Here is a 17869-nt window from a genome sequence, read left to right as displayed (position 1 = left end):
GGGTATTGTCTAGTTGACTCTTAGAGGTCAAGCAATAGACGAGTTGGATCTTCAAGGAAGTCTTTAATAGCGACCAAGAAACCAACCGACTCACGGCCATCAACAATTCGATGGTCGTAAGATAATGCTAGGTACATCATAGGTTGAATAACAACCTCACCATTCACAGCCATTGGGCGATCTTTAATAGCATGCATGCCTAAAATCGCGCTTTGTGGAAGGTTTAAAATTGGCGTCGACATTAGCGAGCCAAATACGCCGCCATTAGTCACGGTGAAGTTACCACCGGTCATATCAGCAACAGATAACTTGCCATCACGGCCTTTGATTGCTAATTCACGCACATTTTTTTCAATTTCAGCAAGGCTCATGGTATCGGTATCACGTAATACTGGGGTAACCAGACCACGTGGCGTTGATACCGCAATGCTGACATCAAAGTAGTTGTGATAAACCAGTTCATCACCGTCGATAGACGCGTTAACTTCAGGGAAACGTTTTAATGCTTCAGTCACAGCTTTTACGTAGAAAGACATGAAACCTAAACGAATACCATGACGTTTTTCAAATACTTCTTGGTATTGCTTACGAATATCCATGATTGGCTGCATGTTAACTTCGTTAAACGTTGTTAGCATTGCCGTAGAGTTTTTAGCCTCTAATAAACGATTAGCAATAGTCTTACGTAAACGCGTCATAGGAACACGTTTTTGAGTACGACCTTCAAGTGGTGCAATTGGCGCAGGCGCTGCAGCAGGTTTAGCCGCAGGTGCTGACTTCACAAATGCTTCAACATCTTCTTTAGTCACACGTCCACCAACACCAGTGCCTTTTACTTTGCTTGCATCAAGGTTATGCTCAGCAATGAGACGGCGTACAGATGGGCTTAATGTATCATTTGACTCATCTGTAGATTCAGCTACTGGTGATGCAGCTTCTGCTTCTGCTTTAGTCACTTCTTGGCCTGAAACTGCACCAGCAACGAAGTTTGCAATCACTTGCTCACCAAGAACAGTGTCACCTTCTTGGAATAATAATTCGCTAATAGAACCATCTTCTGGCGCAACAACTTCTAGTACAACTTTATCAGTTTCGATATCAACTAGATTTTGGTCACGAGAAACCTGTTCGCCAGGTTGCACATGCCATGTCGCGATTGTTGCATCTGCAACTGATTCTGGCAGAACGGGTACCTTAATTTCGATACTCATGGAAAGCTTTCCTTTTATAATTTTCTATTACGACAGTTTTAATGCGCTATTAACTAATGCTTCTTGTTGGCGTGCATGCAGAGCAGGATAACCACAAGCTGGTGCAGCAGATGCCTCACGGCCAGCGTAGGTTAGTTCAGCTCCGGCAGGGATAGCTGCCCAGAAATGATGTTGGCTACAATACCAAGCACCTTGGTTCTGAGGTTCTTCCTGACACCAAACAAAATCTTTAACGTGCTGATAGTCAGCAAGTGCGGCTTGCATTTCTTCTTGCGGGAACGGATAAAGCTGCTCCACACGGACAATAGCAACGTTAGTAATTTCTTGTTTACGACGCTTGTCGAGTAATTCGAAATACACCTTACCACTACAGAAGACAACGCGATCAACCTTGCTCGCGTCTAATGCATCAAGCTCACCAATCACACTTTGGAAACTTCCTTCAGCGAGCTCTTCAAGTGTAGAAACCGCTAATGGATGACGTAGTAATGATTTAGGCGACATCACCACCAGTGGACGACGCATAGGACGTACAACTTGACGGCGTAGCATGTGATAAACCTGTGCAGGTGTAGAAGGAACACACACTTGCATATTGTGGTTTGCACAAAGCTGTAAGAAACGCTCAAGACGAGCAGATGAATGCTCTGGGCCTTGGCCTTCATAACCATGGGGAAGTAGCATCGTTAGACCACATAATCGGCCCCACTTTTGCTCACCTGAAGATAAGAACTGATCGATAACCACTTGAGCACAATTAACAAAGTCACCAAACTGCGCTTCCCAGATGGTTAATCCGCCCGGCTCTGCTGTGGCATAACCGTACTCAAATGCCAGTACCGAGGCTTCTGATAATACTGAGTCAGTAATATCAATCTCGCCCTGTTCATCAGCGACATTACGAAGCGGCAAATAAGTCGTACCATCATTTTGATTATGTAAAACTGCATGACGATGGAAGAAAGTACCACGACCAGAATCCTGACCGGTAATACGAACGCGTTTTTTATCTTCCAAAATGGTGGCGTAAGCTAAGGTTTCAGCAAAGCCCCAATCAACCGGTTTTTCACCGTTTGCCATCGATACACGGTCTTTATAAATCTTAGCGACCCGTGATTGCAATTTGTGGCTTTCAGGAATATCTACCATCTTTTGCGCAAGACCAATCAGCTTGTCAAAGTTCATTGCACCTTGATAGCTTTCATCCCACTCACGATTAAGATACGGCGACCAGTCAACAGTGTGTAACGTCATTGGACGCCACTCTTTCACTACACAATCACCTGCATCTAATGCATCACGGTAGTTATTGACAAGGCCAGTAACGTCATCAGCAGAGATACTATCTTCTTGAATTAATCGATCAGCATAAATCTTACGCGGCGTAGGATGCTTCTTAATTTTTGCGTACATTAGCGGCTGCGTTGCACTTGGCTCATCAGCTTCGTTATGACCATGGCGGCGATAACACACTAAATCAATCACCACATCACGCTTAAATTCGTTACGGTAATCCACCGCTAACTGCGAAATAAAGGCAACAGCTTCAGGATCATCTGCATTGACATGGAAAATAGGCGCTTGGACCATTTTGGCAATATCAGTACAGTATTCCGTTGAACGCACATCGGCAGTATTAGAGGTAGTGAAACCCACTTGGTTATTAATAACGATACGAATACTACCGCCAACTTTAAAACCACGGGTCTGAGACATGTTAAATGTCTCTTGCACAATACCTTGTCCAGTAATTGCCGAGTCACCATGAATGGTAATTGGCATAACTTGTAAACCATCGCTACAACCACGTCTGTCTTGACGCGCTCGTACTGAACCAATAACCACAGGGTTAACGATTTCTAAATGTGATGGGTTAAAGGCCAGTGCTAAATGAACGTTTCCGCCTGGCGTTTCGAAATCAGATGAAAAGCCTTGGTGATACTTAACGTCACCAGAACCTTGGATTTCATCATGCTTACCGGCAAATTCATCAAATAATTCAGCAGGACGCTTACCCAGTACGTTAACAAGGACGTTTAAGCGACCACGGTGAGCCATACCGACGACAATTTCTTTGGTACCTGCTTCACCTGCGCGATATAAAATCTCACGCATCATTGGCACTAACGCATCACCACCTTCAAGCGAGAAACGTTTTGCGCCTGGAAATTTTGCGCCAAGGTATTTTTCCATACCTTCAGCAGCATTTAGGCCTTCTAGAATGCGTTTCTTAGTGGTGTTATCGTAATTTGCTTTACCCAAAGACGGTTCAAGACGTTGCTGAATCCAACGCTTTTCATCGGTATCGGTAATATGCATGTATTCAGCACCAATAGAACCACAATAGGTACTTTTTAATGCATGAACTATGTCGGCTAATTTAAGGGTGTCACTACCGTATGCAAATGAACCGGTATTGAACTCACGTTGCATATCTTCGGCATCTAAACCATGAAATGCTGGGTCTAATTCAGATACTGGCTCACGGTGCCATAAACCTAACGGATCAAGGTTAGCATTTTGGTGACCACGAAAACGGTGAGCGTTAATTAACTGGAGGACTTTTACTTGTTTAGCATCTAACTCTGGGTCAGTAACACGGCTAGCGCCTTTGGCACGACCTTCTAATGCTAAACTGCGGAAATAATCACGTACTTTAGAGTGTGCAGTTTCAGGTAGATCTTGAGAAGTACCATTTACCGCAGGGAGATTATCAAAAACGACTTGCCAATCAGCGGTAACTGAACTTGGATCTTCTTGATAGGCTTCATACATCTCTTCTACGTAGGTCGAATTTGAGCCACTTAAATGTGACGATTCGAGCCAAGCTTTCATGATGCCTTGGTGCATTACTTTTCCTTCCAAACTTGATACACGTGCTTCGCCAATTTCATAATTGCGATACCTGGTTGCACCACAATCGAATCGTATTAACTCTTTCGTTTAACGCTGTTTATCAACTACGGATAATAGCGATATAACTATATAATTTAAACAGTTAATTACAAAGGTCTTCTAACACACACAAAAGAGTCATCCCCATAGTTGAAGATGACTCCCCAATAGAGCTATATAACAATAAATCCCAGCTCTATGTTGCGCATTTACACTGCTCGCTTCAGTAACATTGACTTAATGTGGCCAATGGCTTTAGTTGGGTTTAGTCCTTTAGGACACACATCAACACAATTCATAATACCGTGACAACGGAACACACTGTAAGCATCGTCTAAACCATCTAAACGCTCTTCAGTTGCCGTATCGCGGCTATCAATTAAGAAGCGATATGCATGCAGTAAACCACTTGGTCCGATAAATTTATCAGGGTTCCACCAGAAAGATGGACAAGCAGTAGAACAACAAGCACACATGATACATTCATATAATCCGTCTAAATGAGCACGCTCTTCAGGTGATTGTAAATGTTCACGAGCCGGTGTTTTCTCATCATTGATAAGAAACGGTTTAATTTTTTCGTACTGAGTGTAGAACTGAGTCAGGTCGACAATTAAATCGCGCACAACTGGCATGCCAGGAAGTGGGCGAATTTCAATTTTCTTACCTTTAAAAGTAGAAACAGGCGTAATACACGCAAGGCCGTTTTTACCATTCATGTTCATACCATCACTACCACATACACCCTCACGACATGAGCGTCTAAATGATAATGCAGGATCTAACTCTTTCAGCTTCATCAGTGCATCTAGTACCATCATATCGGTACCTTCTTCCACATCTAAACTGTAATCCTGCATATATGGTTTAGTGTCTACATCAGGATTGTAGCGATAAACTGCAAATTCCAATTTCATCGGGGCTTCTCCTAGTAGGTACGCTTGATAGGCGGGAATGCCGCACGAAGCTTAGGCTCCATGTTGACTTCACGCTTAGTCATTTCTTCTGTGACGGGGTCAAAGACGCTATGACATAACCAATTATCATCATCACGGTCTAAGAAATCCTCACGAGAATGCGCACCACGACTTTCTGTACGGAAGTTCGCAGCATAAGCTGTCGCAATTGCTGTCGCCATCAAGTTATCAAGCTCTAAACATTCAATACGTTGAGTATTAAATTCTGAAGAGTTATCAGATAACTTAGCATTCGCTAAACGATCGCGAATTGCTTTAAGCTCTTTAAGGCCTTCAGCCATTGCATCACCACTTCTAAATACAGAGAAGTTAAGTTGCATACATAACTGTAAGTCTTTACGAATAACAGCAGGATCTTCACCGTCTTTATTGCTTTCCCAGCGATTAAGACGCTCAAGTGATGCTGAAATTTGATCTTCAGATGGCGCTTTTGGATCCGCAGTCGCATCGAGTGCTTTACCTAAATGCTGACCAGCAGCACGTCCAAATACCACTAAATCCAGTAATGAGTTACCACCAAGGCGGTTTGCACCGTGTACTGATACACAAGCAATTTCACCTACAGCGAATAAACCCACGATATCTTGTTCAGTGCCATCAGCATTTTGACGAACAACTTGACCACTCACTTTAGCGGGTAGACCACCCATCATGTAATGACATGTTGGCAATACAGGAATTGGGCCATCTGCTGGATCAATATGCGCAAAAGTACGAGAAAGTTCACAAACACCAGGAAGACGAGCTTCTAATGTTTCTTTACCTAAGTGATCAAGCTTAAGTAAACAATGCGGCCCTAATGGACCATCTAATCCACGGCCTTCACGAATTTCTGTCATCATCGAGCGAGCAACAACATCACGTGATGCTAAATCTTTTGCATTTGGTGCATAACGTTCCATGAAACGCTCGCCATCTTTATTTAAAAGATAACCACCTTCACCACGACAACCTTCAGTTACAAGCACACCTGCGCCAGCAATACCCGTTGGGTGGAACTGCCACATTTCCATGTCTTGCATTTGAACGCCAGCGCGCATTGCCATACCAACACCGTCACCAGTATTAATATGTGCATTGGTGGTTGAAGCATAAATACGCCCTGCACCACCGGTTGCTAAAATGGTTGCCTTCGCTTTGAAGTAAACAATCTCGCCAGTTTCAATTTCAATAGCCGTACAACCAACTATTGCACCGTCATCGTTTTTCACTAAATCGAGTGCATACCACTCAGAAAATACTTCAGTTTTGTGTTTAACATTTTGCTGATAAAGACAATGAAGTAATGCATGACCTGTACGGTCAGCTGCAGCTGCAGTACGTGCCGCTTGCTCGCCACCAAAGTTTTTTGATTGGCCACCAAACGGACGCTGGTAAATAGTACCGTTTTCAAAACGTGAGAAAGGTAAACCCATTTGCTCAAGTTCAATAACCGCCTCTGGACCTGTCTTACACATGAACTCGATTGCTTCTTGGTCACCGATAAAATCAGAACCTTTCACGGTATCGTACATGTGCTGTTCCCAGTGATCTTCATGAGCGTTACCCAACGCAACGGTAATACCACCTTGCGCAGATACTGTATGAGAACGGGTTGGGAAAACTTTAGATAAAAGCGCACAGCTCTTACCTTCTTTAGAAATTTGTAATGCCGCTCGCATGCCAGCGCCACCAGCGCCAATCACTACTGCGTCAAATTCGCGAACTGGAATACTCACTTATACACCCCACACAATTAATATGCCTGCAGCTAGATAACAAAAAGCTGCTACGACAAAAACGAACTGAAGTAATCCACGCACTGATACGTTTTTAACGTAATCAGTTAACACTTGCCAAATACCAATCCATGAATGGATAAGTACAGCAACAAGCGCTAATAAAGTGAATACTTTCATTGGTAAGGTACTGAATAACCCCTGCCAAATTTCGTATGTCAATGGAGCGCTACACGCAATAAAACCCACCATAAAAATGGTATAACAGGCTAAAATTACGGCACTAGCACGAATTAAAATAAAATCATGAACACCACTGCGTCCAAGGCTTGCTGCATTTGTTACCATACCCAAATCCCCACGATGATAGAAAACGCCGCTGATAACACAAAGGCGATTTTTGCTGACGCTAAGCCAGAGGCAAGCTCTTCCCAACGACCGGTATCCATAATCAGATGACGTACGCCAACGATTAAGTGATAACCCAACGCGGTTAGAATTCCCCAAATAACAAACTTAACTAGCAGGTTATCAAAAAGAGATTGTAAGCCAGCGAAACTCTCAGGCGATGCTAAAGATTCATTTAGCATCCAAATAAGAATACCGACAGCAAACAGCATGATAACACCGGAAATACGGTGAAGAATTGACGCAATCGCTGTTGCAGGAAAGCGAATGGTCTGTAGGTCTATATGGACAGGTCTTTGCTTTTTCACGTTCTGCTCACTCAGCTCCATTGAGCATTATTTTTATTATTCATCTTGCTTTGCTTCTATTTGTTACACCAAACTACAAATGTAAACAAAATGTTGAAACTTAACAGACTACTATCAAACACTTAACCATTTGAGAATTCACTAATTTAGACAACGTAAAAATGTTTTCAAAAATGTGATGTTTGTCGCCCTTCAGGACGCAGGCAAGTATACTCAAGGCAATTGTCAAATACAAACATCACACTATGTAAAATTTGTTTTTTGATGTTTTTTTTGCAAAAAAACCATTGCTAACAAGGCGTCTAGCAAGCTTTATACCATGGTCTAATAAATTTAAACGCTTATTTAAATTGAAATGTGACACTAATTCACTGTAAAGTAATGTCCGCTTAACATGCCGCACTCACAGAAAAGAATGAAGTAAGGAGAACGGGGTATGGCTGACAATATAGCCAAATTAGAGTTACCGGGGACAGATTCGATCGAATTACCTATCAAGCAGGGAACTGCTGGGTTTGATGTAATCGATATCAGTAAACTTGGAAAGACAGGTCATTTCACCTTCGATCCAGGTTTTTTAGCGACCGCATCTTGCGAGTCTGCAATTACATACATTGATGGCGAAAAAGGTGTACTTACACACCGTGGCTATCCAATTTATGAACTAGCTACTGAATCTAACTATTTAGACGTTTGTTACTTACTGCTTTATGGTGAATTACCAAGCAAAACTCAATACGAAGAGTTTGTGGCTATGGTTAAGAATCACACCATGGTGAACGAGCAATTAGCTTCGTTTTTCAGAGGTTTCCGTCGTGATGCACATCCAATGGCTATGCTATGTGGTGTTACGGGTGCATTATCTGCGTTTTACCAAGATTCTCTTGATGTCAATGATGAAAAACATCGTGAAATTGCGGCTTTCCGCCTTGTTTCTAAGATGCCAACCATTGCAGCAATGTGCTACAAGTATTCAATCGGTCAACCTTTTGTTTACCCACGCAACGACCTAAGTTATGCAGGTAATTTCCTTAGCATGATGTTCGCTGTTCCGTGTGAACAATACCAAGTCAATCCAGTTGTTGAAAAAGCAATGGACAGAATCTTTGTATTACACGCTGATCATGAACAAAACGCTTCTACCTCTACGGTTCGTTTAGCGGGTTCATCTGGTGCTAACCCATTTGCATGTATCGCAGCGGGTATTGCTTCACTATGGGGTCCTGCTCATGGTGGTGCTAACGAAGCTTGTCTAAATATGCTTGAAGAAATTGGCAGTGTTGATCGCATCCCTGAGTTTATTGCTCGTGCGAAAGACAAAGCTGATCCATTCCGCTTAATGGGCTTTGGTCATCGCGTTTACAAAAACTTCGACCCTCGCGCTAAAGTGATGCGTGAAACATGTCATGAAGTGTTAGCTGAGCTAAATGTGAACGATCCTTTGCTAGATGTAGCGATGGAACTTGAACGCATTGCTTTAGAAGACGATTATTTCGTATCTAAAAAGCTTTATCCAAATGTTGATTTCTACTCAGGGATCATCATGAAAGCAATCGGTATCCCTACTAGTATGTTTACAGTGTTATTTGCACTTTCTCGTACTGTTGGTTGGATTGCACATTGGAAAGAAATGCTTGACCAACCAGGTCACAAAATCAGTCGTCCACGTCAGTTATACACTGGCTCAGACGAGCGTGACTTTGTCAGCATAGATAAACGATAACTTAATCGTTTGTGAAAAAAGCGCCTATTTAGGCGCTTTTTTAATGCCTAGAGAAGCTGTTTTGTTAGCGTTGACAGCCTCGCTCAATGAACACAAAAATCCCTTGCTGCGAACTTTGGTTACCATAGCAGCCAATTATGAATAAAACTGCCAAACACATTTATCCCCGTTTAAAGCTCATTCACCATAGATTGGTCATAAGCCACATTATCTAGGTCCGCTTCATTATTTACTAAATCCTAATAGCCGCCACAGGTTAATTTTAGTCGAAATTAAAGGGGCGCCGGCACTTTAGCGCTTGGTTTTGTATTACAAATTAGAATTAAATAAGCTTTAAAATATGTCCAAAGTACGCCATAAATCGGCCTAATTAACCCAATTACATTTGTGTTTATAGAAGGAGTTGCATCAGATTTGTGCTAGGCAATACAACTGCCTATTAGAAATATTGCCGATTTTAATTCATTTGAAGTTAAAGATTAAGCTAGAAAAATACTGTAAATCATCCAAAAACATTCATAAAATAGTCATTTTCATTCACGTTAGGCCCTAATAAACAATAAATTGAGTAAAAATATCAATTAAATCTGATATAAAAAGCTGCTTTTTAAATTATATCGCTATAAAGAAAATCTTTTTGTTCTAAAAAATGGCCATTAGAGATATTAAAACTTACAATTTGGTTTCCTTTTTACCCAGAATTTGGTCTTCTTTATACGCTTTTACACCTTGAAATATTTTCACGTTCATTTTATTTGTATTATTAATAATTTCTTGTTAAAGCCAAATTAATTCAATGGCCATTTACCCACAATCCTAATCAACAAAAATCAGAACCCTTAACTCAAATCTTAGTAAGCAATTTCACCATTTGTTGAGCATTCCCACTACCCCTTGTTAACATTTAAGTTCCTAAAATACCGCCACCCAATTAAAGCACTGAAAAATAACAATAATTTATTTTGGCACATTACGTGCTTTGTAAACATAAATTCAACATTTATTACATGTTATAACGTGACGTTTGCATGCTTTGGTTTCAGACTCTGTGGCATGTCACGTCACTTATAACACTTAGTTAATTGGCAGGTATCCCATGGAAAGGTTCAACAACATTAAAAAATTCACCTCATCCGTTTTTTGTATTACGGCATTTTCAATCATGCTTAGTGGCTGTAATGGTGAACAAGAAACAGCTGCAGAAGAAGAAAAATACGCGGTACCTGTTGAGGTATCACAAGTGACTCAAGGAAATGTGTCTTCATTTTATAGCACCACCGCGACGCTAGAAGCGCCCGAGGAAGCCCATGTTGTCACCCGAATTGCAGGCTTAATTACTTCAATAAACGTTGAAGAAGGCGATAGAGTTACAAAGGGCCAAGCACTGGCGACCATTGATGCCAAACGCCAACAATTTGATTATCAGCGTGCGCTTGCTGAAGTTCAGATTATTGAGCAAGAATTAAACCGCTTAAAACAGATGAAAAACAAAGAATTTGTAAGTCAAGATGTGATGGCAAAGCTGGAGTTTAACTTACAAGCCGCAATGGCTCAGCGAGATCTCGCAGAACTATACGTGATTGAAAGCCGCATTGTTTCACCTATCGATGGCATTGTCGCCACCAGGCATGTGAAAAAAGGCAATATGGCCAAAGAGTTTGAAGAGTTGTTTTATATTGTCAATCAAGATGAACTACACGGAATTGTACATTTACCAGAGCAACAACTTAATAGCTTACGTTTAGGACAAGAAGCGCGCATTAGTAATCAATACGCTAATAACAAGGGCTCAACAGAACAAGATATTATCGCTAATGTATTACGAATTAGCCCAATTGTTGATGCCCAAAGCGGTACATTCAAAGTAACTATCGCCATCAACAATAAAGACGCAACATTAAAAGCCGGCATGTTCACGCGTGTTGAGCTTAAATATGATACCCACAATGATGTTGTTACTGTGCCTTTTAACGCCATTATTAACCAAGATGACACCCAAGCACTGTATGTCATTAAAGATAACACCGCTAACCGTCGTGAAGTGATTCTCGGTTATCGCGAAAATGATAAAGTTGAAATTCTATCTGGTGTGCAATCTGGTGAACAAATCGTCATTCGTGGTCAGCAAAACCTTAAAGACCTGTCGTTAGTTGAAATCATCAGTCCGCTTTCTTACGCCAAAAACAGCCTAGCCAGCAAATAGACAAGGATGCGCCTACTATGTCGATAATTAATACTTCGGTAAAACGTCCTGTGTCAGTGTGGATGTTTATGCTGGCAATCATGCTATTTGGTATGGTCGGATTTACCCGCCTTGCGGTAAAACTGTTACCCGATCTTAGTTACCCAAGCGTCACAGTAAGAACCGCCTATGATGGCGCTGCACCTGTTGAAGTTGAACAGTTAATCTCAAAGCCCATTGAAGAAGCCGTCGGTGTGGTTAAAGGGCTGCGTAAAATTAGCTCTATTTCACGCTCAGGTTTATCAGATGTGGTGCTTGAGTTTGAATGGGGCACCAACATGGATATGGCCAGTTTAGAAGTGCGTGAAAAAATTGATACCATCGAACTGCCACTGGATATCAATAAACCATTATTGCTGCGTTTTAATCCAAACTTAGATCCAATTATGCGTGTGGCGCTGTCAGTACCTGATGCCAGTGAAACACAGCTCAAAAGTATGCGTACTTTTGCAGAAGAAGAACTAAAAAGACGCCTAGAAGCACTATCTGGTGTCGCCGCAGTGAGATTATCTGGCGGCTTAGAGCAAGAAGTTCATATCCTGCTAAATCAACAAAAGCTGCAGCAACTAAACCTTAATGCAGACGATATTAAGCGCCGTATTAATGAAGAAAACATCAATTTATCTGCGGGTAAAGTGATCCAAGGTGACAAAGAGTATTTAGTTCGCACCCTAAACCAATTTAATAACCTAGATGAGTTAAGAAATGTCATTGTCTATCGTGATGGTCAAACCTTAATTCGACTTGCTGAAGTTGCCGATATTGTTGACGGTTATAAAGAGCGCAGTGATATCACTCGTATTGGACAGGTAGAGTCTATTGAACTGGCAATATATAAAGAAGGTGATGCCAATACCGTATCGGTCGCCAAAAGGCTCAGTGCTGAGCTTGATGAGATTAACAGTGAAGCTGCAGATAATCAGTTAAAGGTTATTTATGACCAATCTGAGTTTATCCAAAGTGCAGTCAGTGAAGTAACCGCCGCCGCGCTGTTTGGCAGCTTGCTTGCTATGTTAGTTATCTACTTATTTTTACGTGACATTATTGCTACCTTAATTATTTCTATTTCCATTCCATTTTCAGTTATTGCTACTTTTAACATGATGTACTTTGCCGATATCAGTCTCAATATTATGTCTTTAGGCGGTATTGCACTGGCCATAGGCTTATTGGTTGATAATGCCATTGTGGTGCTGGAAAATATTGACCGCTATAAAGCGCAAGGGCTTAAAAAAGTTGCTGCAGCGCTTAAAGGCAGTAAAGAAGTGGCAGGGGCAATCTTTGCCTCAACCTTAACCACCTTAGCGGTATTTGTCCCCTTAGTTTTTGTTGATGGTATCGCAGGGGCATTATTTTCAGATCAAGCATTAACGGTAACTTTTGCTTTATTAGCGTCTTTATTTGTTGCACTAACGGCAATACCAATGCTGGCATCAAGACAGGGTTTTAAACAATTACCCATCGAAAATGAGCCGGAAGTAAAAGCCCTGCCAACCACTAAAAAAGCTAAAGCTGTGCATTATCTTAAATTCGTGTTTGGTTTCCCATTTAAGCTATTACTCAGCTATCTACCTAATGCACTATTAAACCTCATTATCATTTCAGCTCGATTCATTTCTTGGGCATTATCATTAGTGATGCGTCCATTAAGTGCTGCATTTAACTTTGGCTACCGTTTTGTTGAAAGCATTTATCACCGGGTATTAGCTCATGCGATGACGCATAAAGCTTTGACTGTCATTATCGCAATCATGCTAACTGTTGGTGCTGGCAGCTTATTCCCAAGACTGGGTGTAGAGCTAATTCCACCAATGAATCAAGGTGAATTCTATGTTGAGATCTTACTGCCACCTGGCACCGCGGTACAAAAAACTGATGCTGTATTAGAGCAACTAGCTTACTCCATTAGTGGTCGAGAAGAAGTAAAACACACCTTTAGCCAAGCAGGCAGTGGCGGCTTAATGACATCTGATACCGCCCGAGGCGGCGAAAACTGGGGGCGGTTACAGGTAGTACTGGCAGATCCTCAAGAGTTTAATGCTGTAGCCAATGACTTAAGGGCCACAGCAAGGCGTATTCCAGCCCTTGATGCCACTATTGATCACCCTGAGCTATTTAGTTTTAAAACCCCATTAGAGATCGAGTTATCAGGTTATGACTTACAGCAACTAAAGCACAGTGGCGAACAGTTGGTATCTGCTTTATCAGAGTCAGCCCGCTTTAGTGATATCAATACCTCACTTCGTGATGGTCAACCTGAGATCAGTATTAGATTTGATCATGCCCGGCTTGCGTCATTAAATTTAGAAGCGCCCACCGTTGCTAATCGTATTGCTCAACGTGTTGGCGGTACCATTGCCAGCCAATATACGGTTCGTGATCGTAAAGTAGATATTTTGGTGCGCAGTGAATTGGACGAGCGAAATAATATCTCAGATATTAACTCATTAATTATTAATCCAAACAGTAAGCACCCAATCCCATTAAGCGCAGTTGCTGATGTGTCTCTGCAAGTGGGCCCCTCTGCCATTAATCGTGTCAGCCAACAACGGGTTGCGATAGTGTCAGCTAACTTAAGTTATGGTGATTTAAGTGAAGCTGTAAAAGAAGCGCAGCAAATTTTAAATCAGCAACAGCTCCCCTCTTCTATCCAAGCGCGCTTTGGCGGCCAAAATGAAGAAATGGAACATTCATTTAAGTCTTTAAAAATCGCCTTGGTATTAGCGGTATTTTTAGTCTACTTGGTGATGGCGAGTCAGTTTGAATCCTTATTACATCCATTACTTATTCTGTTTGCTGTGCCTATGGCCGTTGGCGGCAGTATTATTGGCTTGTTTATTACTGGTACCCATATCAGCGTAGTCGTGTTTATCGGCTTAATTATGCTGGCAGGTATTGTGGTCAATAATGCCATTGTATTGGTTGATAGAATTAACCAACTGCGTAAAGAAGGTCATGATAAAGAAGTCGCTATAAGCACTGCAGCTAAATCTCGATTACGCCCAATAATGATGACCACCATGACCACCACCTTAGGCTTGTTGCCAATGGCAATAGGTGTCGGTGATGGTAGTGAAATCCGTGCGCCGATGGCAATAACGGTGATCTTTGGTCTTGGCTTATCTACCATGCTGACCTTATTGGTTATTCCTGCCCTATACGGTTTATTTGATAAAAAAAACTATCAACAAACCGCAATTAATCAAACCAAAAGCACTGAGTCTTTAGATTTGGAGACTCAATCATGAACCTAACAAAACTAGCCATTAAAAGGCCTGTCACCACCAGTATGTTCTTTTTGGCCATCTTACTATTTGGTTTAGCCTCTAGTCGATTATTGCCATTAGAAATGTTTCCCGGCATTGATATTCCGCAAATTCAGGTTAACGTGCCTTATAAAGGCTCTACCCCTGCAGAAGTGGAACGAGAGATAACCCGCGTATTAGAAGAGTCGCTAGCCACCATGAGTGGTATTGAAGAGGTCCGCTCAAACTCTTCTCAAGATGGTGCTAACATTCAGCTAAATATGAAATGGGGCGAAGATGTCGCCACAAAAAGCTTAGAAGCACGGGAAAAAATTGATTCGGTAAGACACCTGCTGCCTAAAGATGTGGAACGGGTTTTCATTCAGCAATTTTCTACCGCTGATATGCCCGTGTTAACGATTCGAATCTCCAGTGAACGTGAGTTATCAAATGCTTTTGATCTGTTAGACAAACAACTTCGCAAGCCGCTTGAGCGTATTGAAGGGGTCTCAAAAGTCACCTTGTATGGGGTTGATCAAAAGCAAATTGAAATAAGACTAGATGCCGACAAACTTGCTGCATCTGGCATTAATCCAGCTCAGTTGCAGCAACGTTTACAACAAGAAAACTTTGTCATTAGTGCTGGCACACTTAGAAATAATAATCAGGTGTTTCAGGTATCGCCCAAGGGAGAGTTTTTATCACTTGAAGATATCAAGGCAGTAAAGCTTAATAGCACCACTTCTGTTGGTGATATTGCCTCAGTCAAATTTACCCTCCCTGAAGCCTTTGAAGGGCGTCATTTAGACCAAAAATACGCTGTTGGTTTAGATGTGTTTAAAGAATCAGGCTCAAATTTAGTCGATGTATCTGAACGAGTGTTAGCCGTTATTGAAAAAACGAAACAAGATCAGCAATTTCAAGGCATCAAGTTATTCGTCATGGAAGATCAAGCTTATGGAGTTAAGTCATCACTGCAGGATTTATTGTTATCTGGCTTACTGGGTGCGCTGCTTTCTTTTGGGGTATTGTATTTATTTTTACGTAATTTAAAGATGACGTTAGTGGTCGTGTCATCGGTGCCAATTTCCCTTTGTATGACATTAGCTGGGATGTATTTTCTTGGTTACAGCTTAAATATTCTGTCGATGATGGGATTATTACTGGCTGTAGGCATGTTAATTGATAACGCCGTGGTGGTGACCGAAAGCGTGTTACAACAAAAGCAAAAAATTGCGTTATCAGATGATGGCGCTGCAACTGAAATAACAACAGCGGCCAATGAAAAAGCGGTACTTACTGGGGTAGAGAAAGTCGCCCTAGCCGTCTTGGCGGGCACATTAACCACAGCTATCGTGTTTTTACCTAACATTGTCGGGGTTAAGGTCGAGCTAACGATTTTCCTTGAGCATGTGGCCATTGCGATTTGCATTTCGTTAGCGGCATCATTACTGGTTGCTAAAACCTTAATCCCATTAATGCTTACTAAGTTTGATTTTCATATTGAGACCGAAGCTAAAGTCTCTAAGTTACAGCAGCTTTATCAACGCAGCCTAACCTGGGTACTGGCTCACTCAAAGCTATCAGGGGTTATTGCAGTGGTCATTTTAGTCTCTACCGCATTACCCTTAAGTTTAGTAAAACAAGATCAATCAGAAGGCGAAGGCAAAGATCGCCTCTACATTAATTATCAATTAGAAGGTCGCCACAATTTAAAAGTCACTGAAGCGATGATCAATCAAATGGAAGATTATCTTTATGCCAATAAAGAGGCCTTTATGATTGATTCTGTTTACAGTTATTACTCAGCAGACAATATTCAAACCACGCTACTACTGCAAAAAGATATTGAAACGCCAATGTCTGAATTGAAAGAAACCATACGTGAAGGTTTCCCTAAATATGCCGCAGCCAAGCCACAATTTGGTTGGGGCAATGAAAACTCAGGCTTAAGAGTCACCTTAACCGGTCGCTCGACCTCAGAGTTAATTCGCTTAAGTGAACAAGTCGTACCTCTGCTTAGCGCCATTGAAGGGCTTGAAGATGTGCGCTCTGAAGTCAGTTCTGCTCAGCAAGAAGTGGTGATTACAATCGATCGTGAAATGGCGGCAAGATTAGATTTAAAACTTAACGAAATCGCCTCTCACATTTCCATGGCGCTACGCGGTGCACCGCTTCGTTCTTATAGGCATGATCCTAATGGCGAATTACGCATTGAGCTCGCCTATGATAAAAGCTGGCAGCGATCATTAGAGCAGCTAAAACAATTACCGATCATTCGTAAAGGTGAGCGCCTATATAGCTTAGATAATCTCGCCAATATTAAGATACAGCCCCGCTTTGATACCATACGCCACTTTAATCGCCAAACTGCGCTGTCGATTGGCGCAAACGTGAATGACATTACCACTGAAGAAGCCCAAGAGCAGATTGAAAAGGTAATGGCCAATGTCAACTTCCCTTATGGATATGACTACTCGCTACGTGGCGGGTTTGAGCGTCAAGATGAAGAGCAATCCGTCATGGCAGTAAATATGATTTTGGCATTAATCATGATTTATATTGTGATGGCTGCCTTATTTGAATCACTGTTATTACCAACCGCCATTATCAGTTCAATCTTGTTCTCTATCACTGGGGTATTTTGGGCACTGTGGATTTCAGCAACACCTATGTCGGTAATGGCAATGATAGGGATCCTTATCTTAATGGGTATCGTAGTAAACAATGGCATTGTTTTGGTTGACCAAATAAATCAAAAAACGCCTAAATTAACCGATTTATCTGAATCTATCTTAGCCATCTGTATTACCCGTTTACGCCCGGTATTGATGACGGTTGCTACCACAGTGTTAGGCTTAGTGCCTTTAGCAATGGGCGACACTCAAATTGGCGGCGGAGGACCACCTTATTCGCCAATGGCAATCGCCATTATTGGCGGACTGTCGTTCTCAACTGTTACCAGTTTGTACTTGGTGCCGCTTTGTTATCAGGCGCTTTATCGCATACGTTATCAGTCATCGATAAAATTAGCTTCTGCTGACAAACGAGCCAAAAAGCTGCTACCTTGGACAGTGTAATCAGGATGCAAGCAAGCGCAACATTAAGCGATTAATGAGGCGCTTTACATTAAAGGACGACA

10 protein-coding genes are annotated in these 17869 nt (G+C 41.8%); 4 read left to right on the top strand and 6 right to left on the bottom strand.

The features are described 5' to 3' along the window. Positions 1 to 20: 20 nt before the first annotated feature. The 6 genes from odhB to sdhC form a co-directional block, all read right to left on the bottom strand. Positions 21 to 1211: a 2-oxoglutarate dehydrogenase complex dihydrolipoyllysine-residue succinyltransferase gene (gene odhB, locus BCU94_RS09210; RefSeq protein WP_102476210.1), complete on the bottom strand. Its 1191-nt coding sequence runs from the start codon at positions 1209 to 1211 to the stop codon at positions 21 to 23. 27 nt (positions 1212 to 1238) lie between these two features. Next, positions 1239 to 4061 carry a 2-oxoglutarate dehydrogenase E1 component gene (sucA, locus tag BCU94_RS09205; RefSeq protein ID WP_102476209.1) on the bottom strand — a complete coding sequence of 941 codons (2823 nt, stop codon included), beginning with the start codon at positions 4059 to 4061 and terminating at the stop codon, positions 1239 to 1241. A 254-nt stretch (positions 4062 to 4315) separates the two neighbouring features. Continuing rightward, on the bottom strand, positions 4316 to 5023 hold the full coding sequence (locus tag BCU94_RS09200; protein WP_076537448.1) for a succinate dehydrogenase iron-sulfur subunit: 708 nt from the start codon (positions 5021 to 5023) through the stop codon (positions 4316 to 4318). Positions 5024 to 5034: 11 nt separating this feature from the next. Continuing rightward, on the bottom strand, positions 5035 to 6801 hold the full coding sequence (sdhA, locus tag BCU94_RS09195) for a succinate dehydrogenase flavoprotein subunit (protein WP_102476208.1): 1767 nt from the start codon (positions 6799 to 6801) through the stop codon (positions 5035 to 5037). Further along, the gene (gene sdhD, locus BCU94_RS09190; RefSeq protein ID WP_076537444.1) at positions 6802 to 7149 is read right to left on the bottom strand and encodes a succinate dehydrogenase, hydrophobic membrane anchor protein; all 348 of its coding nucleotides are present in this window, start codon (positions 7147 to 7149) and stop codon (positions 6802 to 6804) included. It abuts the gene before it with no gap. Further along, positions 7143 to 7538, bottom strand: coding sequence for a succinate dehydrogenase, cytochrome b556 subunit (sdhC, locus tag BCU94_RS09185; protein ID WP_102438307.1), 396 nt, complete (start codon positions 7536 to 7538; stop codon positions 7143 to 7145). Before sdhC ends, sdhD begins: the two co-directional genes overlap by 7 nt. A 415-nt stretch (positions 7539 to 7953) precedes the next feature. On the opposite strand from sdhC, the gene BCU94_RS09180 reads away from it, so the two are divergent. The 4 genes from BCU94_RS09180 (at position 7954) to BCU94_RS09165 (ending at position 17807) form a co-directional block, all read left to right on the top strand. Next, entirely contained in the window at positions 7954 to 9240 is a 1287-nt protein-coding gene (locus BCU94_RS09180; RefSeq protein ID WP_102438309.1) for a citrate synthase, read from the top strand. 1096 nt (positions 9241 to 10336) lie between these two features. Continuing rightward, on the top strand, positions 10337 to 11443 hold the full coding sequence (locus tag BCU94_RS09175) for an efflux RND transporter periplasmic adaptor subunit (RefSeq protein WP_102438311.1): 1107 nt from the start codon (positions 10337 to 10339) through the stop codon (positions 11441 to 11443). A 17-nt stretch (positions 11444 to 11460) separates the two neighbouring features. After that, on the top strand, positions 11461 to 14730 hold the full coding sequence (locus BCU94_RS09170) for an efflux RND transporter permease subunit (RefSeq protein WP_102438313.1): 3270 nt from the start codon (positions 11461 to 11463) through the stop codon (positions 14728 to 14730). After that, complete coding sequence (locus BCU94_RS09165) at positions 14727 to 17807, top strand: efflux RND transporter permease subunit (protein ID WP_102438315.1); 3081 nt, start codon at positions 14727 to 14729, stop codon at positions 17805 to 17807. Before BCU94_RS09170 ends, BCU94_RS09165 begins: the two co-directional genes overlap by 4 nt. Positions 17808 to 17869: the final 62 nt, after the last annotated feature.

Origin of the sequence: Shewanella sp. 10N.286.52.C2, assembly GCF_002874545.1 — a bacterium.
Classification (GTDB): Bacteria; Pseudomonadota; Gammaproteobacteria; order Enterobacterales; family Shewanellaceae; genus Shewanella.
Note: the sequence above shows the minus strand (reverse complement) of the source record. Positions and strands in the feature narration are given on the sequence as shown.

Bases quoted from the DNA above. Each gene is read 5' to 3' on its own strand.
- odhB (WP_102476210.1), bottom strand. From the start codon at position 1,211: ATGAGTATCGAAATTAAGGTACCCGTTCTGCCAGAATCAGTTGCAGAT.
- sucA (WP_102476209.1), bottom strand. From the start codon at position 4,061: ATGCACCAAGGCATCATGAAAGCTTGGCTCGAATCGTCACATTTAAGT.
- BCU94_RS09200 (WP_076537448.1), bottom strand. From the start codon at position 5,023: ATGAAATTGGAATTTGCAGTTTATCGCTACAATCCTGATGTAGACACT.
- sdhD (WP_076537444.1), bottom strand. From the start codon at position 7,149: ATGGTAACAAATGCAGCAAGCCTTGGACGCAGTGGTGTTCATGATTTT.
- sdhC (WP_102438307.1), bottom strand. From the start codon at position 7,538: ATGGAGCTGAGTGAGCAGAACGTGAAAAAGCAAAGACCTGTCCATATA.
- BCU94_RS09180 (WP_102438309.1), top strand. From the start codon at position 7,954: ATGGCTGACAATATAGCCAAATTAGAGTTACCGGGGACAGATTCGATC.
- BCU94_RS09175 (WP_102438311.1), top strand. From the start codon at position 10,337: ATGGAAAGGTTCAACAACATTAAAAAATTCACCTCATCCGTTTTTTGT.
- BCU94_RS09170 (WP_102438313.1), top strand. From the start codon at position 11,461: ATGTCGATAATTAATACTTCGGTAAAACGTCCTGTGTCAGTGTGGATG.
- BCU94_RS09165 (WP_102438315.1), top strand. From the start codon at position 14,727: ATGAACCTAACAAAACTAGCCATTAAAAGGCCTGTCACCACCAGTATG.